Consider the following 23878-nt stretch of genomic DNA (forward strand, 5'->3'; position numbering starts at 1 on the left):
ACAGGCCCAACGACCGGTGGTTGAGCCTGTCGAAGCCAGGGTCAGGACAGGGGCGCGATGCCTGGGTAGAGCGGGTGGGCTTTGGCGAGGGCCTCGACGCGGTGACGGAGCCCGGAAAGGTCCGCGCCGGCGTCGGCCGTCAATGCCTCGGCGATGATGTCCGCAACCTCGCGGAAGGCGTCCTCGCCGAACCCGCGGGTGGCCAGCGCGGGCGTGCCGATGCGCAGGCCTGAGGTGACCATGGGCGGCCGGGGGTCGAAGGGCACGGCGTTGCGGTTGACGGTGATGTCGATAGCGGCGAGGCGGTCCTCGGCCTGCTGTCCGTCAAGTTCGCAGTTGCGCAGGTCGACGAGGACCAGGTGCACGTCGGTGCCGCCGGAGACCACACTGATGCCCTTCGCGGTGACGTCCGGCTGGACCAGGCGTTCTGCCAGGAGGCGCGCGCCGGCAAGGACGCGCTCCTGGCGTTCGCGGAACTCTTCGGTGGCGGCGATCTTGAAGGCCACAGCCTTGCCGGCGATGACGTGCTCGAGCGGTCCGCCCTGCTGGCCCGGGAACACTGCCGAGTTGATCTTCTTGGCGATGTCGGCGTCGTTGCTCAGGATGATCCCGCCGCGCGGACCGGCGAGGGTCTTGTGCGTGGTGGAGGTGGTGACGTGCGCGTGCGGAACCGGCGAGGGGTGGAGCCCGGCGGCCACCAACCCCGCGAAGTGCGCCATGTCCACCATCAGGTAAGCGCCCACGGAATCGGCAATCCGGCGGAACTCGGCGAAGTCCAGCTGGCGGGCGTAGGCGGACCAGCCGGCCACGATGAGCTGCGGCTTGTGCTCCTGGGCCAGGCGCTCCACCTCTGCCATGTCAATGGTGTGACTATCTTCCCGGACCTGGTAGGGCACCACGTTGTAGAGCTTGCCGGAGAAGTTGATGCGCATGCCGTGCGTCAGGTGCCCGCCGTGTGCCAGGTTCAGTCCCATGATGGTGTCGCCGGGCTTGATCAGCGCGTGCATCACGGAGGCGTTGGCTTGGGCTCCGGAGTGCGGCTGGACGTTGGCGTATTCCGCGCCGAACAGGGCCTTCACACGGTCGATCGCCAGTTGCTCGATCACGTCGACGTGTTCGCAGCCGCCGTAGTAGCGCTTGCCCGGGTAGCCTTCGGCGTACTTGTTGGTCAGGACCGAACCCTGGGCCTGCATCACAGCTGCGGCGGTGTGGTTTTCGGAGGCGATCATTTCCAAGCCGTCGCGCTGGCGGCCCAGTTCCGCATCGATCGTGGCGGCGATCTCGGGGTCCAGTGCGGACAGGTCCGCGTTCAGGCTGGGTGAGGCCACCTGCGTGAAGGCGCCCACTTCTGCGGGGGCGCTCACAGCTCGCCGCCGTTTGCTGCTGCGTATTCCTCGGCGGACATGAGCGGGCCTTCTGCGGTGACGGCCACCTTGAAGAGCCAGCCGGCTCCATAGGGATCGCTGTTGATCAGGGCGGGGTCCGAGACCACACCATCGTTGATCTCGGTGACCTCGCCGGTGACCGGGGCATAGAGGTCGGAGACGGACTTGGTGGATTCCACCTCGCCGCAGGTTTCGCCGGCCGTCACGGTGGACCCCACCTCAGGGAGGTCCACGTAGACGATGTCGCCCAGGGCATCGGCAGCCACGGCGGAAATCCCGATCCCCGCAGGACCGGACCCGTCAACGGCAACCCATTCGTGCTCGGCGGAGTACTTCAGTTCAGAAACAACCTTGCTCATTGTCTACTTTCTTTCTCTTAAAACGTGTCGTGGGTGGGCGAAATCGAATTACTTCTGGCGCTTGTAAAAGGGGAGGGGGACGACTTCGAAGCGCTCGGGCTTGCCGCGGAGGTCCACCTCGAGGACGGTGCCGATCTCAGCGAAGTCGACGTCGACATAGGCCATGGCGACGGGGTATCCGAGCGTGGGGGAGGGCTGGCCGGAGGTCACTTCGCCCACCAGGTTGCCGTCCTTGAGGACGGGGTAGTGGGCGCGGGCGGCGCGGCGTCCGGCACCCTTGAGTCCCACCAGCTTCTGCCCGATGGTTGAACCAACTCCGGCGGCCTTGATGGCGGCCAGGGCATCCTTGCCTACGAAGTCGCTCTCCTTGGCCAGCGACACCACCGGGCCCAGGCCGGCGGCGAAGGCGTTGACGTGGCGGGAGAGTTCGTTGCCGTAGAGCGGCATCCCGGCTTCGAGGCGGAGCGAGTCGCGTGCAGCCAGTCCGGCGGGAACCAGCCCGGAGCCTTCGCCGGCCTGGAGCAGTGCCTCCCACAGTGCGGGGGCGTCCAGGTTGGGGACGTAGATCTCGAACCCGTCCTCGCCGGTGTAGCCGGTCCGGGCCACGAGCAGGTCCTGGACCGTACCGTTGACGGCGATGCCCACCTCCACGGCGGCGTAGTACTTGAGCTCGGTGAGCAGGGCGTGCTGTTCGGCCGGGACCAGCGCGAGGAGGATCGCCTCGGAATTCGGTCCCTGCACGGCGATCAGCGAGGTCTCTGCCGAGGCGTCCTCCACAGTGACGTCGAAGGCGGCGGAGCGTTTCAGGAGTTCCTTCGCCACCACTGCGGCGTTGCCCGCGTTGGGCACCACCAGGTACCTGTCCACGCCCTCTTCGGGGGACGGTCGGCGGTAGGTGATGAGGTCGTCAATGATGCCGCCATCGGCGTTGCAGATCAACGAGTACTTTGCTTTTCCGACGGCGACCGCGGACAGTTTGCCGGCCAAGGCGTAGTCCAGGAAGGCGGCGGCGTCGGGGCCGGTCACCCAGACCTCACCCATGTGGGAGAGGTCGAACAGGCCGGCAGTGTTGCGGACGGCGTGGTGTTCCGCGAGTTCAGACTCGTACTTAAGCGGCATCTGCCACCCGCCGAAGTCCGTGAACGAGGCCCCGGCCTTCTTGTGCTGCTCTAAAAGAGCGGTGTAGTTCTCAGTCATGGGAAATCAGTCTTCCAATTCGGTGATTGAGCTTGTCGAAAGCTCGAAGGCTTCGAGGGGCGGGCAGGAGCAGACCAGGTTCCGGTCGCCGGCTGCGCCGTCGATCCGGCCGACGGGCGGGAAGTACTTGTCCTGGCGGAGCGAGGCAACGGGGAAGGCGGCCTGCTCGCGCGGGTAAGCGCGGTCCCAGTCGGAGCTCACGACGGCGGCGGCCGTGTGGGGTGCATTGCGCACCGGGGATGCCTCCAGGGTGAATTCGCCGCTGGCCACCTGTTGGATCTCGCCATGGATGGTGATCATCGCCTCGATGAAGCGGTCGATCTCGGCCAGGTCCTCGGACTCGGTAGGCTCCACCATCAGCGTGCCCGCGACGGGGAAGGACAGGGTGGGGGCGTGGAAACCGAAATCGATCAGCCGCTTGGCCACGTCCTCGGCCGTGACCCCCGTCTTCGCTGTGAGGTCGCGCAGGTCCAGGATGCACTCGTGCGCCACCAGCCCGCCCTCACCGGTGTAGAGAACAGGGAAGTACTCGTTCAGGCGGGACGCGACGTAGTTCGCGGCCAGCAGCGCGGACTTGGTGGCCTCGGTCAGGCCCTCACCGCCCATCAGCTTCACGTACGCCCAGGAAATCGGCAGCACACCGGCCGAACCGAACCGGGACGCCGAGATGGCGACGCCGTGCCCGGCTTCGTGGGCGGCCTTGTTCGCATCGCCTGGCATGAACGGGGCCAGGTGCGCCTTCGCGGCAACCGGCCCGACTCCGGGTCCCCCGCCGCCGTGCGGGATGCAGAAGGTCTTGTGCAGGTTCAGGTGCGAGACGTCCCCGCCGAACCGGCCCGGCTGGGCCAGCCCGACCAGTGCGTTCAGGTTCGCCCCGTCGATGTACACCTGGCCGCCGGCGGCGTGGATCGCGTCGCAGACTTCCCGGACGTCTCCGTCGTAGACACCGTGGGTGGAGGGGTAGGTGATCATGATGCAGGACAGGACGTCCTTGTTCGCTTCGATCTTCGCCGTGAGGTCCTCATGGTCGATGGTGCCATCGGCTGCGGTGGCGACGACCACGACCTTCATCCCGGCGAGGACGGCGGAGGCGGCGTTGGTGCCGTGGGCCGAGGCCGGGATCAGGCAGACGGTGCGCTGCTGCTCACCGCGGGAGTGGTGGTAGCCCCGGATCGCGAGCAACCCGGCCAGTTCGCCCTGGGAGCCGGCGTTGGGCTGGATGGACACCTGGTCGTACCCGGTGATCTCGGCAAGGTCGGCTTCCAGGCCGGAAATCAGTTCGCGCCAGCCCTCGGTCTGGGAGTCCGGGGCGAACGGGTGGATCGAGGCGAACTCCGGCCAGGAAATGGCTTCCATCTCCGCCGTGGCGTTCAGCTTCATGGTGCACGAACCCAACGGGATCATCGTCCGGTCCAGCGCCAGGTCACGGTCCGAGAGCTTCCGGATGTAGCGCAGCAGCTGGGTTTCGGACCGGTGTGTATTGAACACCGGATGCTGCAGGTAGGCCGAGGTGCGCAGGACGGATCCGGGCAGTTCGAAGCCCTGGGCGTCACCCACCGGACCGGCGCCAAAGGCGACGACGACGTCCGACAGCGTTGCCGCCGTCGTCGTCTCATCGACGGAGACGCCCACGGTGTCCTGGTCAACCAGGCGCAGGTTGATGCCGCGCGCCTCGGCAGCGGCGATCACCTTGGCAGACTTGCCCGGAACGCGCACCGTCAGGGTGTCGAAGAAGGAGTCGCTGACCAGTTCGCGGCCCATGGACTTGAGGGCCGTGGCCAGCACCCTGGCCTTGTGGTGTGCGGTTTCGGCGATCGCCTTCAGCCCGTCGGGGCCGTGGTAGACCGCGTAGAAGGAGGACACGATGGCCAGCAGCGCCTGGGCCGTGCAGATGTTGGACGTGGCCTTCTCACGGCGGATGTGCTGCTCGCGGGTCTGCAAAGCCAGACGGTAAGCCGGAGCGCCGGCGTCATCCTTGGATACGCCGACGATCCTGCCCGGCAGGGTACGTTCCATCCCCTTCTGGACGGCCATGTAGGCGGCGTGCGGCCCCCCAAAGAACAACGGCACGCCAAAACGCTGGGTGGAGCCGACGGCGATGTCCGCGCCCTGCTCGCCCGGAGGAGTGATCAGGGTCAGGGCCAGCAGGTCGGCCGCCACCGTGACCAGCGCGCCCCGGTCCTTGGCAGCGGAGATCACAGCGGACTGGTCCCACACCCGGCCGGAGACCCCCGGCTGCTGCAGCACAATGCCGTTGATGTCGCCCTCGGGCAGGCCCTTGGACAGATCGGCCACCTCAACCTCGAAACCGAGCGCCTCTGCACGGCCCATGACGATGGCGATGGTCTGCGGGAGGCAGTCGGCGTCGAGCACCGTCTTGCCGTCCTTCGCTGCCTTGGACTTGTTGGCGCGGCGCATCAGCAGCACAGCCTCGGCCACCGCCGTTGCCTCGTCCAGCAAGGATGCGTTGGCTACCGGGAGCGCTGTCAGGTCCTGGACCATCGTCTGGAAGTTCAGCAGCGCCTCAAGCCGGCCCTGGGAAATCTCCGGCTGGTACGGGGTGTAGGCGGTGTACCAGGCCGGGGATTCAAGGATGTTGCGGCGGATCACCGGCGGCGTCACGGTGTCGTAGTAGCCCTGCCCGATCAGCTGCACGGCAGTCTTGTTTTTCGCGGCAAGCTTGCGCAGCTCGGCCAGGACCTCCACCTCGCTGAGGGCATCCTGCAGGCGGAGGGCGGTTTCCTGGCGGATGGACGCGGGGACGGCCACGTCAACCAGGCCATCAAGGCTGTCGTAGCCGACGGTCTTGAGCATGGTGTCGACGTCGGCCTGGCGGCGCGCGCCGATATGGCGGTCAACAAACGATGTTGGATGCGAATGAATCGTCATGAGGAACTCCGGATCTGGCCGGCCGAAGGTGGCACGGCGTGGGATGGGTTCCTCCCCGCTCTGTATTGGACCTGAGAGATTCCGCGTTGCCTGCTGTTGGCAGGGGGCCGCTTGCACCGTCGGTGAACCGGGCAGAAGCCCGGTTGCTTTCCAGAGTCGCCTCGCCGTGACGGTACATGGGCCTGAGAGATTCCTGGGGAGGATTTGCTCCTACGGCGCCTGCCCGGTGTGTCGCCGGGAGGACTCTCCCGTCACAGCTCGAAAGGCTTATTCAAATATGGGTGATTCGGCTCACAAGGTACCGGGACGAACCCGTCCGTGGCAAATCGGCCGGCTTCCGCGAAGGGCTTGAATGGACACGTGACGCCGTCCTTCCCCACTTGTGTCGGGAGGGGTTGACATTCGATCGTGACGGACACCACACTGAACCCCGGGATTGGCGCCGCCGGTGGCTGGCTCAGCGTATCCGGAGCGGCCCACCAGTCGGCGCCCGTCCCATTGCATGACCGGCCGCCGCCCCAAAAAGCCGGCGGCTTCCAACTGAATACGCCTCCGACCTGCGGCGGGAGAGTCCTGCCGGGTACATCCAGCAGGCGCCGTAGGAGCAAACCCTCCCCAGGAAACTCTCAGGCCCACGTACCGCCGCGGACAGGCAACTCTGGAAAGCAGCCAGGCACGACTCTGGCTCACCGACGGTGCAAGCGGCCTTGGCTGCGGAAACTCTCAGGTCCACAACAGAGTGGGGAGGAACCAAATCTTTGCGGCACCCAAAGCCGCTTTATCGATGGAGTTCCTCATGGCGATTCATCCCCCCACGTCCAACAGCGAACCAGCCCGCGGCCAGGGCGCTGCCACGGCAGCGCGCAGCGAGCCTCCCCACCTGGAGCGGCAGCTCACCAACCGGCATATCCAGCTCATCGCCATCGGCGGCGCGATCGGCACAGGCCTGTTCATGGGCTCCGGCAAGACCATTTCCGCCGCCGGGCCTTCCGTGATCTTCGTGTACATGATCATCGGCTTCATGCTCTTCTTCGTCATGCGGGCCATGGGCGAGCTGCTGCTGAGCAACCTGAACTACAAGTCCTTCAGTGATTTCGCCGCCGACCTCCTGGGTCCCTGGGCAGGCTTCTTCACCGGCTGGACGTACTGGTTCTGCTGGGTGATCACCGGAATTGCGGACGTCATCGCCATCGCTGGATATTCAAAGGAACTTTGGCCGGCGCTGCCGCTTTGGATCCCGGGGCTGGCCACGGTGGGCATCCTGCTCCTGCTGAACCTCGCCACAGTCAAGGCCTTCGGCGAGACCGAGTTCTGGTTCGCCCTCATCAAGATCGTCGCCATCGCGGCCCTGATCATCGTGGGACTCTTCATGATCTTCACCGGTTTCCAGAGCGACGCGGGCACCGCAAGCTTCACCAACCTGTGGAGCCATGGCGGGTTCTTCCCCAATGAGTTCATGGGCTTCGTGGCCGGATTCCAGATCGCAGTATTCGCCTTCGTGGGCATCGAACTGGTGGGCACCACCGCCGCCGAGGCCAAGGATCCCGAGCGCACGCTGCCCAGGGCCATCAACGCCATCCCCGTCCGCGTACTGCTCTTCTATGTCGGCGCGCTGGTCATCCTGATGGCAGTCACCCCGTGGACCCAGTTCGCCGCCGGCCACAGCCCCTTCATCGGGATGTTCTCCCTGGCCGGCCTCGGCGCCGCGGCCACAGTCGTCAACCTGGTGGTCCTCACTTCGGCGATGTCCTCCGCGAACTCCGGCATCTACTCCACGTCCCGCATGGTTTTCGGCCTGGCCCAAGAAGGCGACGCCCCCGGTATCTTCAGCAGGCTCTCCTCGAGGAAGGTGCCCAGCAACGCGCTGTTCCTGTCCTGCGTCCTGCTGCTGTCCGGCGTCGTACTCATGTATGCCGGCCAGGACGTTGGCATGGCTTTTGAAATGGTGACCACCGTGTCTGCGGTGTGCTTCGTCTTCGTCTGGTCGATCATCCTCGCCAGCTACATTTCCTTCCGGCGCCGCCGGCCGCACCTGCATGCGGCGTCGAAGTTCAAGATGCCCGGTGGCATCCCCGCCGTGTGGGTGGTGTACGCGTTCTTCGCTTTCGTCCTCTGGGCCCTGACCACCCAGCCCGACACCCTCGTTGCCCTGCTGGTGACCCCCATCTGGTTCGTCATCCTTGGCGTGGCGTGGGCAATTCTTCGCCGCCGTCCCGCACACCTGGCCCGCTTTGAAGTCTTCCGGGCCGAGCTCCAGGCCGACGAGGCCGCCGGTCGCAGTGCCGAACGCGCGGATGCAGGAGAGCCGGTCCAAAAAGTGTAAGCATGCTTAGTGTCTATCCATTTAGGATGGGATGACACGGCAGCCACGCGCTGCAGGTCGATTTGAATGAAGGTGACCATGGCCCGGCGCAGCAACCCCGCACTCCGTATCGCACAGGAAACCGCCCACAACGCGATGTTTGACGCCGAGGGCAAGCCCAAGCCCGGCGTCCACAACATGCTCCTGAAAGCGGTGCAGATCCAGCGGCCATTGGTGGTTGGCTACATCCGCAGGCTCCAGAAGAAGCATCCGCGGGCCACGGCCGCGCAGTTGGCGGACATCGCTGAACGCGACTACCTGCGGGCTGTTGCCGGAGGAGGCGCCCTGGTGGGTGCCACCGCCGTCGTCCCCGGCGTCGGAACCGTGGCGTCGCTGGGACTTTCCGCGGCCGCCACCGTTGGCTTCCTGGAAGCTACAGCCCTTTACGCAACCTCGCTGGCTGAACTGCACGGCATCAGGCTGACCAACCCGGAGAAGGCCGGCACCATGGTCATGGCCATCATGCTCGGCGAGGAGGGCACCGCGCTGCTGGGGACCCTCGGCGGCCAGGCGGCCGGCAACAGCGCCGGCAACGCGTGGGGGAGCGTCCTGTCCAAGTCGATGGTGCTGCCGGGATTCGGGAGCGTCCGGAAGCGGATCCAGTCGGCCTTCCTGAAGAACCTCCTGAAGCGGCAGGGCACGGCCTTGTTCGGCCGGGCCCTGCCCTTCGGGATAGGGGCTGTTGTGGGCGGAGCCGGTAACCTCATGATGGGCCGCGCAGTGGCCAAGAACGCCCGTGAGGCGTTCGGGCCGATGCCGGACACCATTCCCGGCGAGTTGACCGCCGCTGCCGCGCCGGACAACCTGACGCTGGAAGGCAACACACTTGGATCTCAACGCTGACGTAGGGCAATCATTCGGCTCCTGGACCGCAGGAGGCGATCCGGCGATGTTCCAGGTGGCCACCAGCGCCAACGTGGCGTGCGGCCTCCACGCCGGTGACCCCATCACCATGCTGGACAGCTGCAGGGCCGCGTACGAGCTGGACGTCACCGTCGGGGCCCACCTTGGCTACCGCGATCTGGCCGGCTACGGCCGCCGCTCGCTGGACACGAGTTTTGATGAGCTCTTCGGTGACGTGCTGTACCAGCTGGGGGCGCTCGACGGCGTCGCGCATGCGGTAGGTGCCTCCGTTGACTACGTCAAGGCGCATGGAGCGCTGTATGACACCACGGTCCGCGACGCCGAGCAGGCCTCCGCCGTGGTGGCGGCCGTCAACGCCTACGATCCAGGCCTTCCATTCCTGGGCTTCCCGGGCTCGGAGCTGCTGAAGCTGGCCAAGGAAGCAGGGCACCCGGTGTTCTTCGAGGCTTTCGCCGACCGTGCCTACCGCGCCGACGGCAGCCTGGTGCCGCTCTCGGAGGACAATGCCGTCCTGTACGACGTCGAGACGGTGGTCGAACGGGCCGTCCGCCTGGCCACGCAAGGCGAAGTGGCGGCCGTGGACGGAACTGTCATTGGGGTCCGGCCGGACTCCCTGTGCATTCACGGTGGGACACCTGACGCCGTGGAGATGGCGGTCCGGATCAGGGCAGGCCTTGAGGCAGCAGGCGTCGGACTGGAGTCCTTCGCCTAGGAGCCTGCAGCCCTAGGCATGCCGGCATGACCAACCGCTCCAGCGTCATCTCAGCTGACCGGAGTCACTCCGACTTAACTGGTCCCACTCCGGCGTCACTCCTGCTGAACAGGTCTCACTCCGAAAGAGCGAACGGCGTTTCGAAGAACTCTGCCCACAGAGGGTCTTCCGGTGACAGGTCGTTGAGGTCTATGAGGTTGGCGTCGTCCGGTTCCCATGGCGGGATGTCTTCCGGGCAGAGGTCTGCACTCTGGGCGACAGCAGCGGGCATGGACCATTGTGGCCAGTGGGTTGGTTGGGGGTCGGGTTGTTCGGGTTTGTAGTGTCGGCCGGTGGGTGAGGTCCAGCCGGGTGGTTCATTCGGGGTCGCCGGGTCGGGGACCCAGGTGCTGTGGTGTTTGAGGCGGTGATGTTTGGGGCAGAGCTGGGCCAAGTTTCGGACGTCTGTTTTGCCGCCGTGGTGCCAGGGGTTGAGGTGGTCGGTGTCGTTGTCGGGGGTGTGGTTGGTGCAGCCGGGGAAGGTGCATTTGCGGTCCCGCAGCTGGATCCATTTCTTGATGGTCTCGGGGAGCCGGTAGCGGGTGCGGCCGATCTCCAGGGGCGCCCCGTCGCGGGGGTCGACCAGGACCCGGTAGAACGATTCCGCCCCGTCCGCGACGAGCTTCCGTGCCATGGATGCCGGGATCGGCCCGAATCCGTCCAGCACTGCGGGTTCATCGGTGAGGCCAAGCAGCGAGAACACCGGCACCGTGACCAGGACGTCCGTCCGGGGTGTGGGGATCTTGCCGATGTCAGTGGAAGCACATCCCGGACCTGCGTCATTACCGGCACCAGCAGCCGCGGCGGCGGGTTCGGTGTCGGCTGCCGCGGCGTTGTGGTTGACGGCGGGCTGCAGCCCGGTGCCGAGGAGCAGGGACGCGGCGACGTCGGCGCGCAGCTGGGTCAGGGTCCGGGGCTCCGCAGGGCTTTGGAGGCCGCGGGCGGTGGCGGTGCTGCGGTTCCAGATGGCGCACGCGGTATCCCCGGGCAGGTAGAGCGAGAGCCAGGCCATGCCGTCCCGGTCCGGGGCGTAGTCCATCCGCCGGTCCACCACCCCCTTCACATGCCGTTTCTCCAGGGTTTCGGGGTGGTGGCGTTCCCGCCAGGCCCGGACCTTCGCCCGGAACCGGGACGGGACAAGGTCACCGGGCGCAGCACCCCGGGCCGGGTTGGGCGCGTCAGGATCGAAGAAATGCGCCACGAGGCTGGCGGCACCCTCGGGGGTGAGGCCTTCGGTTTCGTCCGCGACGATCCGGGCGTGCTGCCACGACACCGCTCCTTCAGCCAGGGCCTCAAACACAGGTGGCAGCGAACATACCCGGCGGGACTGCTCCACCAACGCCCCGGACGCCCCCGAACTAATGGTGAGGATCCCGGCGATCTCCTCCACCACCGACATCTCCGCAAACGTGCGCTCTTCCACCGGGGCGTCCGGCGGAAGCAGAGCGTGCTGGATGTCAACGGCATCCGCCACATCCCGCGCCTTCACCGCCGCCAGCTGAGCCTCCAACCGGGCCACAAGCTCCAGCCGCTCCAGACACAGCTCATACCGCCGCTGCAGCACATCCACTTCAGCACCAACATCGGCGCCGGAACAAAGCGAAGCATCCGCCAGAACCAGCACATCCAACGCAGCAACAGAGGCAGAAACACCCTCCATCACCGCCGTCAGATCAGTACCGATTCCCATAAACAAATGATCCAACGAGGCACTGACATTTAGGTCTGCCGCCCAGTCCTTCCCCAGCAGCTGCCCGTACGCCCTCGTGGAGCAATCAAGGTGCCGTGAACGTGCCAGCCCGTGCCGCCGTCGTACGCGCCAATGCCACCCGGGACCTGCAGCGGCGGAAATTTACCCAAAGATCAGTTGCGCCACCGTGAAGATCGCCAGCCCGGCCAGGGAACCCACCACCGTGCCGTTGATGCGGATGAACTGAAGGTCCTTGCCCACCTGCAGCTCGATCTTTTGTGAGGTCTCCTCGGCATCCCAACGGGCCACCGTGTCCGTGATGACCCCGGCGATGTCCGAGCGGTACGTCTTCACCAGGTAGGCCGCGGCGTCCCCGATCCAGGCGTTGACCTTCCCCGCCAGTTCGGGGTCGCCCACCAGCCTGGTCCCGAAGTCCCGCACAGCTGCCTTGAACTTGATGGTGAGTTCACTGTCGGGATCGTCCACGGCCCCCAGCAGCGCATTCTTGACGGTGCCCCATGTCCGGGACGCGAGCTCACGCACCTCGGGATCACCCAGGACCTGTGCCTTGATGTCCTCCGCGCGGGCGATCATGGCGGGGTCGTGCTGGAGGTCCTGCGCGAGGTCGTTCAGGTACTTGTCGATCGACTGCCGTACCTGGTGGTTGGGGTCGGACTGGACCGCCCGGACGAACTTCAGGATCTCGACGTACACCTTGTCGCCTACCAGCCCGTCAACGAACTGCGGCACCCAGGTGGGGGAACGGTCGGACACCAGGCGGCTGACCGTCTCGTGGTTGTCGTCCACCCAGTCCGCGGCGCGGTCCACCATCAGGTCCACCAGTGTGTGGTGGTGCCCGTCATGGAAGATCCGCTCTGCGAGCCTGCCCACCGGCGGTCCCCAGGGCGGGGTGAGCAGGTGCTTGCGCACCATGCCCTCGATGACGGCCTGGACGTCGTCGTCATTCAAAACCTTGAAGGCGCCGCGGATCACGGCGGCACCCTCTTTGGCCACCCGCTCCGCACCACCCGGCGCGGCCAGCCACTGGCCGGCACGGCCGGCGATGTTGACGCTGGCCAGCTTGTCCTGGACCACCTGTTCGGAGAGGAAGTTTGTTTCCACGAACTCGCCCAGGGAAGCGCCGATCTGGTCCTTCCGGCGGGGAATGATCGCGGTGTGCGGAATTTTGATGCCCATGGGGTACTTGAACAGGGCCGTCACGGCGAACCAGTCGGCCAACGCACCCACCATGCCGCCCTCGGCGGCCGCGCGCACGTACTGCAGCCAGGGGTAGTCCTTCTGCAGGGCAAACGCGAAGACGAAAATCACGGCCATGGCAATGAGCAGGCTCAGCGCCAGCAGCTTCATCTTCCGCAGCGCTGCCGCCTTTTCGGCGTCACCGGAGCCAAGATCGCGGGTGACGACGGCGCTTGCCGCCCGGGTGCCCTGCGGCACCTGCCGCGTCGCCTCCGCTGGTGCATCCTGCGTGGCGTGCCCGGTAGTTGCCTCAGAGTTCACCTGCATGTGCCAAGCCTAGCCCCGAAGGCGGAAGCCGGTCCGCTACCGTGTGAGCATGACAACTGACGAGTCTGTGCCGCAACGGCCGTTGGTCTACGCCCACCGGGGCTCAAGCGGCACCTACGCTGAACATACCCGCGCCGCCTACCTGCAGGCCCTGGCTGACGGGGCCGACGGGGTGGAGTGCGATGTCCACCTGACCCGGGACCAGCACGTGGTGCTGCTCCACGACGCGAACCTGGACCGGACCTCGGACGGCACGGGGCCGGTGGGGGACCGGACGCTGCAGGAACTGCGGCAGCTGGATTTTTCGTCCTGGAAGGGGGCGCGGATCCCCGAAGCCTACGGTGCCCGTTCCGAACAGTTCCTGACCCTTCCGGAGCTCCTGGACATCCTTCGCGGTGCGGGGCGCCCCGTGGGCCTGGCCATCGAGCTCAAGCATCCAAGCCCTTACCAGCTCAAGCTGGAGGACCGGGTACTGGAAGTGCTCCGCAGCGAGGGCTGGGATCCGGAAACCTCCACGCTGGGCAACGTGGCCGTGACCTTCATGAGTTTCAGCCCCGATTCCGTCCGCCACCTCCTGGAATTCGTCCCGCCCCGGCACATTTGCCAACTCGTGGACGATCTCACCGTCCACGAGATACGCGGCGGACTGGGCGTGGGCCCGATTACCGGCGGAGCGATCGCCAACCTGATGAAGGCCACCCAGCTGGAGGGCGAACAAATCCTGGACGACTGCCTGGTGGGCATGGCGGGCCCCGGTATCGACTATGTCCGCGAACGCCAGGACACCGTCCGCCGCTGGCTGGACTCCGGCCGGCGCTTCCGGGTCTGGACGGTCGACTCGCCCGAGGACGTTGACCTGTGCCAGGACCTGGGCATCCAGGAGATCACCACCAACGTGCCGGCCCGGGTCCTGGGCCAGCTCCGCGTGTCTTCACCGCAGGCGAAGTAGGACGGCCGTGGCGGAGGGCGGCGCCGGCGGATCCTTCCCGCGCAGGTGGTGGGCCGGGCCGCTGGATGTGGAAGGCCTGGCCCTGCAATCCGTGGGGGCGGCGGCGGAAGCGCTGAACCGGTACACGGGCGGCCGGGGCCGGTTCGGCACCACCGCTGCCCTGACGGCGGCAGCGTTCGACTCCTTCGGGCACTTGCGGATCGACGGGCGCCAGCTGCAGGGCTTCGCGCCGCTGTCCGGCTTCCGGCGCACTGCGGACGGCTGGATCCGGCTGCACGCCAACTACCCGCACCATGAGCAGCGGCTGCTGCGGGCGCTGGGGGCATCCTCCGCCGATGGCGCGGAGCAGGCACTCCGCGCCATGCCGTCCCTGCAGGCCGAAGCTGCCATCCAAGGCAACGGTGGTATCGCCGCGGCCGTCAGGACCCGCAGCGAATGGTTGGCGACGGACATGGGCCGCGCCGCCGGCCAGGGACCTTGGATCGCGGTGCAGTTCGCCGATGGACGGACGGCCGGCCTTGGCCTGGGGGACCTCCCGGCAACAACCGCAGGCCCGGGGCGCACTGATGGAATGCCCCTGCGGGGCCTCCGGGTCCTGGACCTGACCCGGGTCATCGCAGGGCCCGTCGCCACCCGTTTGCTGGCCGCGCTCGGAGCAGATGTCCTCCGGATCGACCCGCCGGCTCTGCCTGAGATCGCCGACCAGTTCGTGGACACGGCGTTCGGCAAGCGCAGCGCGGAAGCCGATCTTGGTCTCCCGGCGACCCAGCACAGGCTGCGGCAGCTCCTGGCCGGCGCGGATGTAGTGGTCACCGGCTACCGGCACGCCGCCCTGGACCGCTTTGGGCTCAACCCCGGTGAACTGCTGGCGGCACACCCGGACCTGGTGGTGGTTACCCTCAACAGCTGGGGCACGACCGGGCCCTGGAGCGGCCTGCGCGGCTTCGACAGCATTGTCCAGGCCGCCTGCGGGATTGCCCATGCGTACGGGAAGAACGACGACGACGGGTGGCGCCCGGGTGCCCTTCCGGTCCAGGCGCTGGACCATGCCACAGGGTACGGCGTGGCGGCGGCAGTGGTCCACCTCCTGGACGGGCGCAGGCAGGCGGGGGCGGGCGGCGCCGCGCACCTCTCACTGGCCCGGACGGCTGAGGAACTGTTTGCCTTGCCGGACACCACGGCTGGCCGCCGGGAACTGGCAGCGCCGGAGTACCGCACCATGGACAGCCCCTACGGCGTGCTCCGCTACGTTGGGCCGCCGCTGCTTTCCGGAGGCCGGCCCCTGGACTATCCGTCCCCGCCCCCGGCCTACGGCAGCGCCGCGCTCGCCTGGGCCTGAAGTAAATGGCGCCGCGCCGCCCCTTTCTACCCCCCCGCGGCCGAGTTTCGGCCGCCCGCTCCTGCTGTGGTTGAGTGGTTCCATGTCGTTTCCCCGGTCCGGCCCCGCTGCCAAGGGCCTGCCCTTGCGTTGCCTTCCACTCCAGGGCCTGTCCGCCGCCGCCATGGGTGCCCTCCTGCTGGCCAGCGCCGGCAAGCATTTCCGGGACCCTGGTTTCTTCCGTGACGTTGTTCCGGAATACCTCTGCCGCGTGGATCCGCAACCCGGCTTGCCCCGGGAACCCCAGCATCCGCTGGCCCTCCTGTCCCGGGACGAATGGATCGCGGTGAGTGGGCTGCTGGAACTCGCTGCCGCCGTCGGCATCCTCCTCCCGCCGACGCGGAAGCTGACGGCCACCGCCCTCACCGGGATGTTCACCGCATTCCTGGCAGGGCACATCGACGCCCTGGTGCGGGCGTATGGTCCGGAGGGTTCGCCCGGCCGCCGGAAGATCCACTCGCTGCGGCTCCCGCTGCAGGCGCCGCTGATCCTGTGGGCCTGGAGCCTGCGAAAACCGGCCTCACCGGGGTGCCCGCCGGGACGCCGGCCGTGAAACTGCCGGCCACTCCGGCGGTGAAGGTGGGAATCTCCATCAGCATCGCCACCGGCCTGTATGGGATCTCCTTCGGCGCGCTGTCAGTGACGTCCGGCCTCAACCTCTGGCAGACCATGGCGCTGAGCCTGCTCCTGTTCAGCGGCGGCTCGCAGTTCGCGTTCATCGGCGTCGTGGCCGGAGGAGGCTCGGGTATTGCCGCTATGAGCGCCGCCACCCTGTTGGGCATGCGCAACGGTATCTACGGCATGCAGTTGAACGCGCTGCTGCGGCCCAGGGGTTGGCGCAAGTACGTGGGTGCGCAGCTGACCATCGACGAATCCACCGCCACAAGCACCGGGCAAACCGATCCCGCCGAGCAGCGCCGCGGCTTCTGGACTGCCGGGATTGGCATTTATGTGCTGTGGAACATCTTCACGCTCGTAGGCGCCCTGGCCGGGAGTGGACTGGGCGATCCCAAGCAGTGGGGACTCGATGGCGCCGCCGTTGCAGCCTTCCTCGCCCTGCTCTGGCCGCGGCTCAAAGGCCGGGAACCCGTTGCGATCGCGGTGGCGTGTGCCGTGGCCACCGTGATTGCCGTGCCGTTCGTCCCGCCCGGCGTCCCCATCCTGGTGGCCGCTGTCGTGGCGGCGCTGGCGGGATGGCTAAGCCACGGCCGGCGTGACGAAGGGCTGGAGCCGGACATCGAGCCATACGGTCACCCCGCCGGCCGCCATGCGCGCGGGAGTGCACCGAATGCGGGCGCGGAGCGCGGCGACACCACGGACCCGGCGGCCGCCCCATGAGCCTGTGGATCTGGCTGCTGATTGCCTGCGTCCTTGCCTACGCGTGGAAACTGGTGGGGTATTTCGTTCCTGCCAAATTCCTGGCGGACCCGCGTGCCTCACGAATTGCCGGCACCATGACCATCGGGCTGCTCGCGTCGCTGACAGTGGTCAACGCCGTGGCATCCGGCCAGTCGCTGGCTGCTGACGCGCGGCTGGGTGCGCTGGCCGCGGCCGCGGTTGCCCTGGCATTCCGGGCGCCGTTCCTGGTGGTAGTCATCGCAGGTGCTGGTACGGCGGCGCTGCTGAGGTTGCTGGGCTGGAATTGACCACCACCCTCCCTGGGTGATGCAGATCACTTCCCGTGAGGTTCGCCGGTTGTACTATGGGATCGGCTTATGCAGTTGGCCATGGCATTCGCGATGAACGGCAACCATGGAAAACAAGCTGCAGTGGGCCCGGGGCTCGGCGGGCGATCCCCGCCATAAAAGTGCTCGACGCCGGGCGGGACTTCCTGCCAGATGTTTCTTCAAGCGCTTTGCAGGACTGTTGGACGTGCCTGCGGAGGACTTGGAGATCCTGTCGCAGAGGCTCCAGTCGGCACTCGACCTGGACCCGTCGTCGCCCGTCCCTGCCCTTCAATCCTTGGTGCAACAAGAGGTCCGCAAGCGGGCTGAGGAAGGCAGGGCCTAACGCCCCCAGCATTCCGGGCGCCACGTATGGTGCACTGGAAGAGAGGCAGCCCTCATGGGCGCTGCCACCAAAGGAGGAATCGAGATGGACGAACAGTCACGGCCTGCCGGGCCGGAAGACGGCCAGGGCACCGAGGACACCGGAAAAAACGCGCCGGAAGAGTACTCAGCCGGCGGCTCGGCGGCGGAGCAGCCAGCGAAGCAGCGATCCGCCTACCTTGATCCCCGCGGCTCGGAAGGAACCAGGGAACTGCGGGACACCGCACGGCGGCGCCGGGATGCCGAAGAAAAACTGCAGCAGCATCTGATGGAAGCCAAAGAGCACGTTCCCAACGAGTTTCATGAGCACCACTCAACAGGGCACCCGCACGCCCCTGACTCCGAGCACGGCCGCCGCGAAGGCAAACCCGAACACGGCCGGCCCGAAATCAAGGACGACGCTGGGGAAGAAACCGGGGACGAAGCCTGACGGCCGTGCCTGGCATCCACTGGGGGCGGGGATGACTTTCCGTTGGTTGCCCGCCGAACCTTCCTGCCCGGGAATTGGCGGCTAAGCCAGCCTTTGGGTGGCGCCGTCGGGTGAGGCGGCCCGGCGGCAGCTCTCCTCCACGGCCATCTCGTACCACGCCTCGGCACCGAACTCGGGATCGGGAGTGTCAAGGTTCTGGTAAAGGGCATCCAGCAGCTCCGCGAGCTCCGCGGGCGCCAGCGCCGGCAGGATTTCCTCGGGTCCGCGGGGGTCCGTGAGGTAGCGGAAAAGGTTTGAACTGTTCATTGCAGTGCTGCCGTTGCACGGCGGAAGGGCGCAAAATTGTTCATGGGTCGCCTCCAGCTGAAAATCCCGAGGCTGGCTGCTTAACCTCTCCAGATTCTATTGCACCTGCCAACCACCCACAATGGACCTGCCCCCACGCGGGCCCGCCCCGACTGGAGGCCTGTGGCCTTGGCCGACGAGTCCGGCCGGGCCGGTTCAGGCCGTGGGGGCAGGGACAGGCACGTGCGCGGGAAGCGGACGCGCCGGACGGTCAGCACGGATGGCGTCCTCCACCAGCGCCAGGGGCCGCCGCCAAGCGTCGGAGCCGGGCTCCATGGTGTCCACCACGCCGATCAGCATCGCAAGCAGCCGGAACATGTCGGTCATGGAAATGTCGGCACGCAGCGTGCCCTGGCCTTGTCCCCGGACCAGCAGCACACTGATGGACTCCATGAGCGAACCGGTGATCCCGGTGAGGAGTTCCCGCCGCCCGGCGACGGCGCACAGCAGGTTGGCGTCGGCGCTGGCGGCCGCCATCAGTGCTTCGAGGACGCGCAGCAGCCCGGCCGTGGCGTCGATATCGGCCAGGGCGCCGCCCATCACGGGGTCCACGGTGAGCCGGAGTTGCCGGTTGAGCGCAGCGAGGACCAGTTCTTCCTTGTCCGCGAAGTTCCGGAAGAGGGTTGCCGGGCCAACGCCGGCTGTTGTTGCGATGGTTTGGAGCGGCACCTCGGGGCCGAATTCCCGGAAGCACTGGCGCGCCGCCGTGATGATCTTGTCCACGTTCCGCGCTGCGTCCGCACGGAGGGGCTTTCGGGCGACTGCGAGGCTCATGGCCAAAAGGTTAGCAACGGAGGCTGCGGCCGGCATGGTTACCGCAGGGTAGGCGCTTATGTGACGGCCGCCCCCCGCGTTCCGGCCTGCGGCGGGCAGGAGTCGCGTGGGACACTGGGGGCATGTTGCTTGCATTTTCTGTGGCTCCCTCAGGTGTTCCCAGTGAGGGCACCCGGCCCGACGACGCATCAGTGCACGACGCCGTTGCCGCCGCGGTGAAGATCGTGCGGGAGTCGGGGCTGCCCAACCGCACGGATTCCATGTTCACCACCATCGAGGGTGAATGGGACGAGGTGTTCGACGTGGTCAAGCGCGCCACCGAGGCCGTAGGGCGCTACGGCAGCCGGGTGTCGCTGGTGATCAAGGCCGATATCCGGCCGGGCTACTCCGGCGAACTCACGGCGAAAGTGGACCGGCTGGAAGGCGCACTGGCCCAGGAATCCTAAGCCGGCGGGGGGCCGGAAGCATCTGGACCCCCACGGCGCCCCGTGCCAAACTGTGCCCATGTTCGAGCACAAGCCCCGGCCGGAGTGGATCGCCACCGAAGAGTTCCTGTCCCGAACCGTGGTGCATCCGGACGAGGCGCTCCAGCAGGCCATCCGGGCGGCGGCGGAGGCCGGGATGCCGGCCATCGAGGTGACACCCAACGCCGGGAAGCTGCTGAAGCTCCTGGTCCAGATCTCCGGTGCCCGCCGCATCCTGGAAATCGGGACGCTTGCCGGCTACAGCACCATCTGGCTGGGCCGGGGCCTCCCGCCCAGCGGCACGCTCGTCACCTGCGAATACCTGCCCCAGCACGCCGAGGTGGCCTGGGCGAACATTGATGCCGCCGGCCTGGGCGAAAAGGTGGAGATCCGGCTGGGCCCTGCGCTGGATACCCTTGCCGCGCTCGAGGAAGAGGACCGGGAACCGTTCGACTTCATCTTCATCGATGCCGACAAGCAGAACAACAGCCGCTACCTTGACTGGGCCATCAGGCTGGGCAGGCCGGGTGCCACCGTGCTGCTGGACAACACCATCTGGGAGGGGGCAGTCCTGGACCCGGACATGGACCCGGTCAATGCACCCGGAATCATTGACGCCCTCACGCTTCTGGGCGACCATCCGAGGCTGGACGCCACCGTGATCCAGACCGTGGGTTCCAAAGGCTGGGACGGATTCGCCTTGGCCCGTATCCTCCCGCGAAATAGTAAGTAAGCTGTGTAGATGCGTCCGGGGACCGGGCGCCCACAGCGTCGATGGAGGAACGTTTGCAAGCGGTGACCACTCCTGTCCTCCTGGAATCCTCTGCCGCCGGTTTCTCCCCTTGGGGCTCAATCCTCCGCGCAATCCCGGAAGCAGCGGGCGACGTCCCTGCCCTCCTGGCCCTGGCCGTGGAAGCGGGCGAAACCTGGCCGCGTCCCGGTGAAGGCCGGACATCGCTGTTGTTCGAGCTCCTGGCATCTGTCGCCGCCATTGACGTGGCGGCAGCCAGGGTGTTTGAACCGCATTTGGATGCCATCGCCATCCTCTCCCAGGCCGCCCGCACGGATACAGCTGACCAACCGGCCGCGGCCGGGAGCGCCGGGGGAACGTCATGGGGCGTCTTCGCGGCGGAAGCCCCCGGCGCCAGGCTGAACGCCAGGCCCGAAGGCGCGGCGGCGGTCCTGGACGGGGCCAAACCGTGGTGCTCCTTGGCCGCGGGCTTGGACCGTGCCGTCGTTACCGCCCACACGGACGACGGCGGCAGGGCGGCTTTCGCCGTCGACCTCCGCCACCCAGGGGTGCGGTGCGAAGAGCCCGCCTGGGTGGCGCGCGGCCTCCGGGAGATCCCCAGCGGAACGGTGCACTTCGACCACGTTCCGGCGTTGCCCCTGGGTGGAACCGGTTGGTATCACAGCCGGCCCGGCTTCGCCTGGGGAGGTATGGGCGTTGCCGCCTGCTGGCTGGGCGGAGCGGTGGGTGCGGCCCGCGATTTCCGTGCCGGCCTGCTCGCAGGCGCCGACGCCGGGAGGGAACCGGACCAGGTGGCGCTCGCCGCCCTCGGCGAGGTGGACCGAATCCTCGCTGCCGCCATGCAATACCTCGCCCGTACCGCGACCCACATCGACGACGGCAGCCTGGCCGCCGCCGGCCAAAGCACCTGGAGCGAAGCCCAGCGTGTCCGCGGAACCGTCGCCGCCGCCGTCGAACGCGTCCTTCAACTGGTGCTCTCCAACCGGGGTCCCGGCCCGCTGGCCTTCGACGAACGCTACGCCAAACGGATGGCCGACCTGGGACTATATGTACGTCAGCACCACGGTGCACGGGACGACGCCCAGCTGGGCCGCCTCACCCTCAAGGGGGACTGCCCGTGGTGACCTTCTCGCACGCGGACCAAGGCACCGCCGAGGCATCCTGGGCCGGGAGCGGATTGGCGGTCGCGCCGGAGCTTCCGCTCGGCCCTGCTGAACTCGCTGGGATGAGCTTCGTGGTCCTGGCCGCCCATCCTGACGACGAAACCCTCGGCGCGGGCGGACTCCTGGCGCGGCTGGCCGCGCTGGGCGCGGACGTGGAAGTCCTGCTGTGCACGGCAGGGGAGGGATCGCACCCGGATTCGCCCACCATCTCCGCCGAGGAGCTGGCACGGGCCCGGTTGGCCGAATTCGCCGCGGCACTGGCCGTCCTGGGACTGCAGGACCGGTGGCGCTTCCTCGGGTTTCCGGACCGCGGCCTCGGCTCCCACGCGGACGCCATCGGCGCTGCCGTCAGGGATGCAGCGGCGCGGCTGCCCGGCCGGCCCGATCAGCTGGTCCTTGTTGCGCCCTACCGTTCCGACGGCCACGCCGACCACGACGCGCTCGGTATCGTGGCGGCGGAAACCGCCCGGAAGGGAGGCCATGCACTGCTGGAGTACCCCATCTGGTACTGGCATTGGGCCACGCCCGGGGACCATCAGTGGCGGGAGTGGGTCCGGTTCCCGCTGGACGGCGCGTCCGGCGAGGCCAAGGAACGTGCCATGGCTGCACACGCCACCCAGGTCATGCCGCTGTCCCCGGCCCCGGGGGACGAAACCCTGCTGAGCCGGGAGTTCCTGGACCATTTTGCGCGCGGCTACGAAGTGTTTGCCTGGACACCGTCCCTGGACGCGTCCGCCCCTTCGCACTCCAGCAAGGACGCCGAGGAGGTTTTCGACGCCGTCCATAAGGGCTCCGCTGACCCTTGGGACTACGCCTCGAGCTGGTATGAGCGGCGCAAGCGGGCCATCACCCTCGCTGCCCTCCCCGGCGAGGCCTATGAGCGCGGCCTGGAAGTGGGCTGCTCCATAGGTACCCTGACCGAGGACCTCGCGGGCCGCTGCCGGAGCCTGCTGGCCATTGATGCCAGCGGAGCCGCGGTTCGCCGCGCCACGCACCGCCTTGACGGCAACCACGGGGTCCGCGTTGAGCAGCACGTGGTTCCCGGCTCCTGGCCCGACGGAACCTTCGACCTGCTGGTGGTGTCCGAGGTCGGCTACTACCTCGCTCCCGCCGAACTGGCTGGCTTGTGGGACCGCGTGGAGGCGTCACTGGAACCGGACGGGGTCCTGGTCCTGTGCCACTGGCGGCATCCGATCGAGGGCTGGCAGCTCGACGGCGACACCGTCCACGCGCTGGCCCGCCAACGGCTGCGCTGGCAAACCACGGGGCTGTACCGGGAGCGGGACTTCGTCCTGGAAATCCTGGTGTGCCCGGCCCGCGGGACGGACGTGGCATGACGCTGGCGGCTCCGGGGGGACAAGCCGCAGGGCTCCGGGCCGGCCCGGGCGCAGCCGGGATTGACCGGGTAGCCGTGGTGATCCCGGCGCACAACGAGGAACAAGTCCTGGAGCGGGCGCTCACCGCAGCCGGGACCGCCGCGGACCGGCTCGCGGTGGCCAGCCCCGGAACCGCGGTGGAGGTGGTTGTTGTCCTGGACTCCTGCACGGACCGGTCCGTGGAAGTGGCCGCCGCAGTCACGGCCCTCGACCTCCGCTTCCGCGTCCTGCCTGTCACGTTCCACAGTGTGGGGAAGAGTCGCCGGGCCGGGTGCCGGGCGGTGTTGGAAAGCCTTGGCGGGTCCGGCGCGGTGGAAGGAAGCGCCGTTAATATTCCGGCACGTCGCGTGTGGCTGGCCAATACGGATGCCGATTCGCAGGTACCTGAAAACTGGCTGGTGCGGCAGCTGGAACTGGCAGCCGGCGGCGCCGACGTCGTCCTTGGCTCCGTTGAGCCCGATGCCCATGGAACGAACCACGAACTGCTGGCCCGCTGGCATGCCCGGCATGCCTTGGCGGAGAACCACCCGCACGTCCATGGGGCCAACCTGGGGGTCCGTGCCTCGGCCTACCTTTCAGCGGGCGGCTTCCCGGGGATCGACCGGGATGAGGACCTGGCGCTTGTGGAGCGGCTACGGCGCGCCGGAGCAGGCATTGTTGCCACGGATACGATGCGCGTCCTTACCTCGGGGAGGACCAGCGGGCGAGCTCCCGGAGGGTTCGCCGCCTACCTCCTGGCGCTGGCACAACCCTGACGTGGAAGGCGCCCGGCAGTCACACCAGGTCCGGGGCGCTGGCCACGATGTAGTCCGCCGCCGCCGGTCCGGTCATGGACAGGTTGTTGCTGTCGGGATCGATGCCGGCGTGCTGCAGGGCTTCCCACAGGGCGGCCGGGGACTGGGGCTCAGCCTTGTCCAGGAGGCACCAACTTGTGTACAGGCCGTAGAGCTCATCGCGACCGAGGCCCAGCCCGGGCTCCCTGTCCGGGACAACTGCTTCGGCGAGGAACTGGTCAAAATGGGTAGCAGTCATGTCCGCTCATTTGGGTTCGAGCTTGTCGCCGCCGTCTGCTTCAGCGGTACTGCCGGTTCCCGGAGGGCCCCGGCAGGGTATTCACGAAACTATTGCAGTCCGCGCGGCTTGTCCAGTTGCGCCGCGCATGCTGAGACTGAGGGGGCC

23 protein-coding genes and 2 riboswitches are annotated in these 23878 nt (G+C 67.6%); of the genes, 14 read left to right on the top strand and 9 right to left on the bottom strand.

Going from position 1 to position 23878, the window contains the following annotated elements:
• Positions 1-41: 41 nt before the first annotated feature.
• Genes glyA through gcvP form a run of 4 tightly spaced genes read right to left on the bottom strand, consistent with a single transcriptional unit; the run spans position 42 to position 5830 of the window.
• Positions 42-1364 (bottom strand): serine hydroxymethyltransferase, encoded by a 1323-nt coding sequence (glyA, locus tag ACFVVC_RS14075; protein WP_387454276.1) that lies wholly within the window; start codon positions 1362-1364, stop codon positions 42-44.
• Positions 1361-1744: a glycine cleavage system protein GcvH gene (gene gcvH, locus ACFVVC_RS14080; protein ID WP_387454279.1), complete on the bottom strand. Its 384-nt coding sequence runs from the start codon at positions 1742-1744 to the stop codon at positions 1361-1363. The genes glyA and gcvH overlap by 4 nt, the downstream gene beginning before the upstream one ends.
• A 48-nt stretch (positions 1745-1792) precedes the next feature.
• A complete protein-coding gene (gcvT, locus tag ACFVVC_RS14085; protein ID WP_387454282.1) occupies positions 1793-2941 on the bottom strand; it encodes a glycine cleavage system aminomethyltransferase GcvT in 1149 nt (382 codons plus the stop codon).
• Between the two features lie 6 nt (positions 2942-2947).
• A complete protein-coding gene (gene gcvP, locus ACFVVC_RS14090) occupies positions 2948-5830 on the bottom strand; it encodes an aminomethyl-transferring glycine dehydrogenase (protein ID WP_387454285.1) in 2883 nt (960 codons plus the stop codon).
• Between the two features lie 160 nt (positions 5831-5990).
• Positions 5991-6091, bottom strand: a riboswitch (glycine riboswitch).
• Positions 6092-6383: 292 nt separating this feature from the next.
• A riboswitch (glycine riboswitch) is annotated at positions 6384-6482 on the top strand.
• 144 nt (positions 6483-6626) lie between these two features.
• Here gcvP and cycA point away from each other — a divergent pair.
• The 3 genes from cycA (at position 6627) to ACFVVC_RS14105 (ending at position 9768) form a co-directional block, all read left to right on the top strand.
• Complete coding sequence (gene cycA / locus ACFVVC_RS14095) at positions 6627-8153, top strand: D-serine/D-alanine/glycine transporter (RefSeq protein ID WP_387454288.1); 1527 nt, start codon at positions 6627-6629, stop codon at positions 8151-8153.
• Positions 8154-8231: 78 nt separating this feature from the next.
• Positions 8232-9035 carry a hypothetical protein gene (locus ACFVVC_RS14100; RefSeq protein ID WP_387454742.1) on the top strand — a complete coding sequence of 268 codons (804 nt, stop codon included), beginning with the start codon at positions 8232-8234 and terminating at the stop codon, positions 9033-9035.
• The gene (locus ACFVVC_RS14105; RefSeq protein WP_387454291.1) at positions 9019-9768 is read left to right on the top strand and encodes a LamB/YcsF family protein; all 750 of its coding nucleotides are present in this window, start codon (positions 9019-9021) and stop codon (positions 9766-9768) included. The genes ACFVVC_RS14100 and ACFVVC_RS14105 overlap by 17 nt, the downstream gene beginning before the upstream one ends.
• 115 nt (positions 9769-9883) lie before the next feature.
• On the opposite strand, the gene ACFVVC_RS14110 is transcribed toward ACFVVC_RS14105, so the two are convergent.
• The gene (locus tag ACFVVC_RS14110) at positions 9884-11497 is read right to left on the bottom strand and encodes a DUF222 domain-containing protein (protein WP_387454294.1); all 1614 of its coding nucleotides are present in this window, start codon (positions 11495-11497) and stop codon (positions 9884-9886) included.
• A gap of 162 nt (positions 11498-11659) precedes the next feature.
• A complete protein-coding gene (locus ACFVVC_RS14115; protein ID WP_387454296.1) occupies positions 11660-13021 on the bottom strand; it encodes a DUF445 domain-containing protein in 1362 nt (453 codons plus the stop codon).
• 49 nt (positions 13022-13070) lie between these two features.
• Between ACFVVC_RS14115 and ACFVVC_RS14120 the strand changes: the two genes are divergently transcribed.
• The 6 genes from ACFVVC_RS14120 (at position 13071) to ACFVVC_RS14145 (ending at position 17826) form a co-directional block, all read left to right on the top strand.
• Positions 13071-13970, top strand: coding sequence for a glycerophosphodiester phosphodiesterase (locus ACFVVC_RS14120; protein ID WP_387454298.1), 900 nt, complete (start codon positions 13071-13073; stop codon positions 13968-13970).
• Between the two features lie 7 nt (positions 13971-13977).
• Positions 13978-15309, top strand: a complete 1332-nt coding sequence (locus tag ACFVVC_RS14125) for a CoA transferase (RefSeq protein ID WP_387454299.1) — start codon at positions 13978-13980, stop codon at positions 15307-15309.
• An 82-nt stretch (positions 15310-15391) separates the two neighbouring features.
• Complete coding sequence (locus tag ACFVVC_RS14130; protein ID WP_387454302.1) at positions 15392-15901, top strand: hypothetical protein; 510 nt, start codon at positions 15392-15394, stop codon at positions 15899-15901.
• The gene (locus tag ACFVVC_RS14135) at positions 15898-16686 is read left to right on the top strand and encodes an AzlC family ABC transporter permease (RefSeq protein ID WP_387454305.1); all 789 of its coding nucleotides are present in this window, start codon (positions 15898-15900) and stop codon (positions 16684-16686) included. The genes ACFVVC_RS14130 and ACFVVC_RS14135 overlap by 4 nt, the downstream gene beginning before the upstream one ends.
• The gene (locus tag ACFVVC_RS14140) at positions 16683-16994 is read left to right on the top strand and encodes an AzlD domain-containing protein (RefSeq protein WP_387454308.1); all 312 of its coding nucleotides are present in this window, start codon (positions 16683-16685) and stop codon (positions 16992-16994) included. The genes ACFVVC_RS14135 and ACFVVC_RS14140 overlap by 4 nt, the downstream gene beginning before the upstream one ends.
• Positions 16995-17442: 448 nt before the next feature.
• Entirely contained in the window at positions 17443-17826 is a 384-nt protein-coding gene (locus ACFVVC_RS14145) for a hypothetical protein (protein ID WP_387454311.1), read from the top strand.
• Positions 17827-17907: 81 nt separating this feature from the next.
• Here ACFVVC_RS14145 and ACFVVC_RS14150 read toward each other — a convergent pair whose 3' ends face one another.
• Positions 17908-18132, bottom strand: coding sequence for a hypothetical protein (locus ACFVVC_RS14150; RefSeq protein WP_387454314.1), 225 nt, complete (start codon positions 18130-18132; stop codon positions 17908-17910).
• A gap of 195 nt (positions 18133-18327) precedes the next feature.
• A complete protein-coding gene (locus tag ACFVVC_RS14155) occupies positions 18328-18945 on the bottom strand; it encodes a TetR/AcrR family transcriptional regulator (RefSeq protein ID WP_387454316.1) in 618 nt (205 codons plus the stop codon).
• A gap of 122 nt (positions 18946-19067) precedes the next feature.
• Here ACFVVC_RS14155 and ACFVVC_RS14160 point away from each other — a divergent pair, with 122 nt between their 5' ends.
• The 5 genes from ACFVVC_RS14160 to ACFVVC_RS14180 are packed head-to-tail and all read left to right on the top strand — an operon-like array spanning position 19068 to position 23454.
• Positions 19068-19391: an MTH1187 family thiamine-binding protein gene (locus ACFVVC_RS14160; RefSeq protein WP_387454319.1), complete on the top strand. Its 324-nt coding sequence runs from the start codon at positions 19068-19070 to the stop codon at positions 19389-19391.
• A gap of 58 nt (positions 19392-19449) precedes the next feature.
• Positions 19450-20142, top strand: a complete 693-nt coding sequence (locus tag ACFVVC_RS14165) for an O-methyltransferase (protein WP_387454322.1) — start codon at positions 19450-19452, stop codon at positions 20140-20142.
• A gap of 41 nt (positions 20143-20183) precedes the next feature.
• A complete protein-coding gene (locus tag ACFVVC_RS14170; protein ID WP_387454324.1) occupies positions 20184-21284 on the top strand; it encodes a hypothetical protein in 1101 nt (366 codons plus the stop codon).
• On the top strand, positions 21278-22660 hold the full coding sequence (locus tag ACFVVC_RS14175) for a bifunctional PIG-L family deacetylase/class I SAM-dependent methyltransferase (RefSeq protein WP_387454327.1): 1383 nt from the start codon (positions 21278-21280) through the stop codon (positions 22658-22660). Before ACFVVC_RS14170 ends, ACFVVC_RS14175 begins: the two co-directional genes overlap by 7 nt.
• Positions 22657-23454 (top strand): glycosyltransferase, encoded by a 798-nt coding sequence (locus tag ACFVVC_RS14180; RefSeq protein ID WP_387454330.1) that lies wholly within the window; start codon positions 22657-22659, stop codon positions 23452-23454. Before ACFVVC_RS14175 ends, ACFVVC_RS14180 begins: the two co-directional genes overlap by 4 nt.
• A 19-nt stretch (positions 23455-23473) precedes the next feature.
• Here ACFVVC_RS14180 and ACFVVC_RS14185 read toward each other — a convergent pair whose 3' ends face one another.
• Entirely contained in the window at positions 23474-23731 is a 258-nt protein-coding gene (locus ACFVVC_RS14185) for a hypothetical protein (protein WP_387454333.1), read from the bottom strand.
• Between the last annotated feature and the right edge of the window lie 147 nt (positions 23732-23878).

The organism is Pseudarthrobacter sp. NPDC058196 (genome assembly GCF_042882685.1).
In the GTDB taxonomy this organism is placed as follows: domain Bacteria; phylum Actinomycetota; class Actinomycetes; order Actinomycetales; family Micrococcaceae; genus Arthrobacter.

What these genes read in the sequence shown, in the direction of transcription:
- ACFVVC_RS14110 (WP_387454294.1), bottom strand. Translation starts at nt 11,497, where the DNA reads ATGGGAATCGGTACTGATCTGACGGCGGTGATGGAGGGTGTTTCTGCC.
- gcvP (WP_387454285.1), bottom strand. Translation starts at nt 5,830, where the DNA reads ATGACGATTCATTCGCATCCAACATCGTTTGTTGACCGCCATATCGGC.
- ACFVVC_RS14150 (WP_387454314.1), bottom strand. Translation starts at nt 18,132, where the DNA reads ATGAACAGTTCAAACCTTTTCCGCTACCTCACGGACCCCCGCGGACCC.
- ACFVVC_RS14160 (WP_387454319.1), top strand. Translation starts at nt 19,068, where the DNA reads ATGTTGCTTGCATTTTCTGTGGCTCCCTCAGGTGTTCCCAGTGAGGGC.
- ACFVVC_RS14120 (WP_387454298.1), top strand. Translation starts at nt 13,071, where the DNA reads ATGACAACTGACGAGTCTGTGCCGCAACGGCCGTTGGTCTACGCCCAC.
- ACFVVC_RS14170 (WP_387454324.1), top strand. Translation starts at nt 20,184, where the DNA reads ATGGAGGAACGTTTGCAAGCGGTGACCACTCCTGTCCTCCTGGAATCC.
- ACFVVC_RS14165 (WP_387454322.1), top strand. Translation starts at nt 19,450, where the DNA reads ATGTTCGAGCACAAGCCCCGGCCGGAGTGGATCGCCACCGAAGAGTTC.
- ACFVVC_RS14185 (WP_387454333.1), bottom strand. Translation starts at nt 23,731, where the DNA reads ATGACTGCTACCCATTTTGACCAGTTCCTCGCCGAAGCAGTTGTCCCG.
- cycA (WP_387454288.1), top strand. Translation starts at nt 6,627, where the DNA reads ATGGCGATTCATCCCCCCACGTCCAACAGCGAACCAGCCCGCGGCCAG.
- ACFVVC_RS14130 (WP_387454302.1), top strand. Translation starts at nt 15,392, where the DNA reads ATGTCGTTTCCCCGGTCCGGCCCCGCTGCCAAGGGCCTGCCCTTGCGT.
- ACFVVC_RS14180 (WP_387454330.1), top strand. Translation starts at nt 22,657, where the DNA reads ATGACGCTGGCGGCTCCGGGGGGACAAGCCGCAGGGCTCCGGGCCGGC.
- ACFVVC_RS14115 (WP_387454296.1), bottom strand. Translation starts at nt 13,021, where the DNA reads ATGCAGGTGAACTCTGAGGCAACTACCGGGCACGCCACGCAGGATGCA.
- gcvT (WP_387454282.1), bottom strand. Translation starts at nt 2,941, where the DNA reads ATGACTGAGAACTACACCGCTCTTTTAGAGCAGCACAAGAAGGCCGGG.
- gcvH (WP_387454279.1), bottom strand. Translation starts at nt 1,744, where the DNA reads ATGAGCAAGGTTGTTTCTGAACTGAAGTACTCCGCCGAGCACGAATGG.
- ACFVVC_RS14140 (WP_387454308.1), top strand. Translation starts at nt 16,683, where the DNA reads ATGAGCCTGTGGATCTGGCTGCTGATTGCCTGCGTCCTTGCCTACGCG.
- ACFVVC_RS14145 (WP_387454311.1), top strand. Translation starts at nt 17,443, where the DNA reads ATGGACGAACAGTCACGGCCTGCCGGGCCGGAAGACGGCCAGGGCACC.
- ACFVVC_RS14100 (WP_387454742.1), top strand. Translation starts at nt 8,232, where the DNA reads ATGGCCCGGCGCAGCAACCCCGCACTCCGTATCGCACAGGAAACCGCC.
- ACFVVC_RS14155 (WP_387454316.1), bottom strand. Translation starts at nt 18,945, where the DNA reads ATGAGCCTCGCAGTCGCCCGAAAGCCCCTCCGTGCGGACGCAGCGCGG.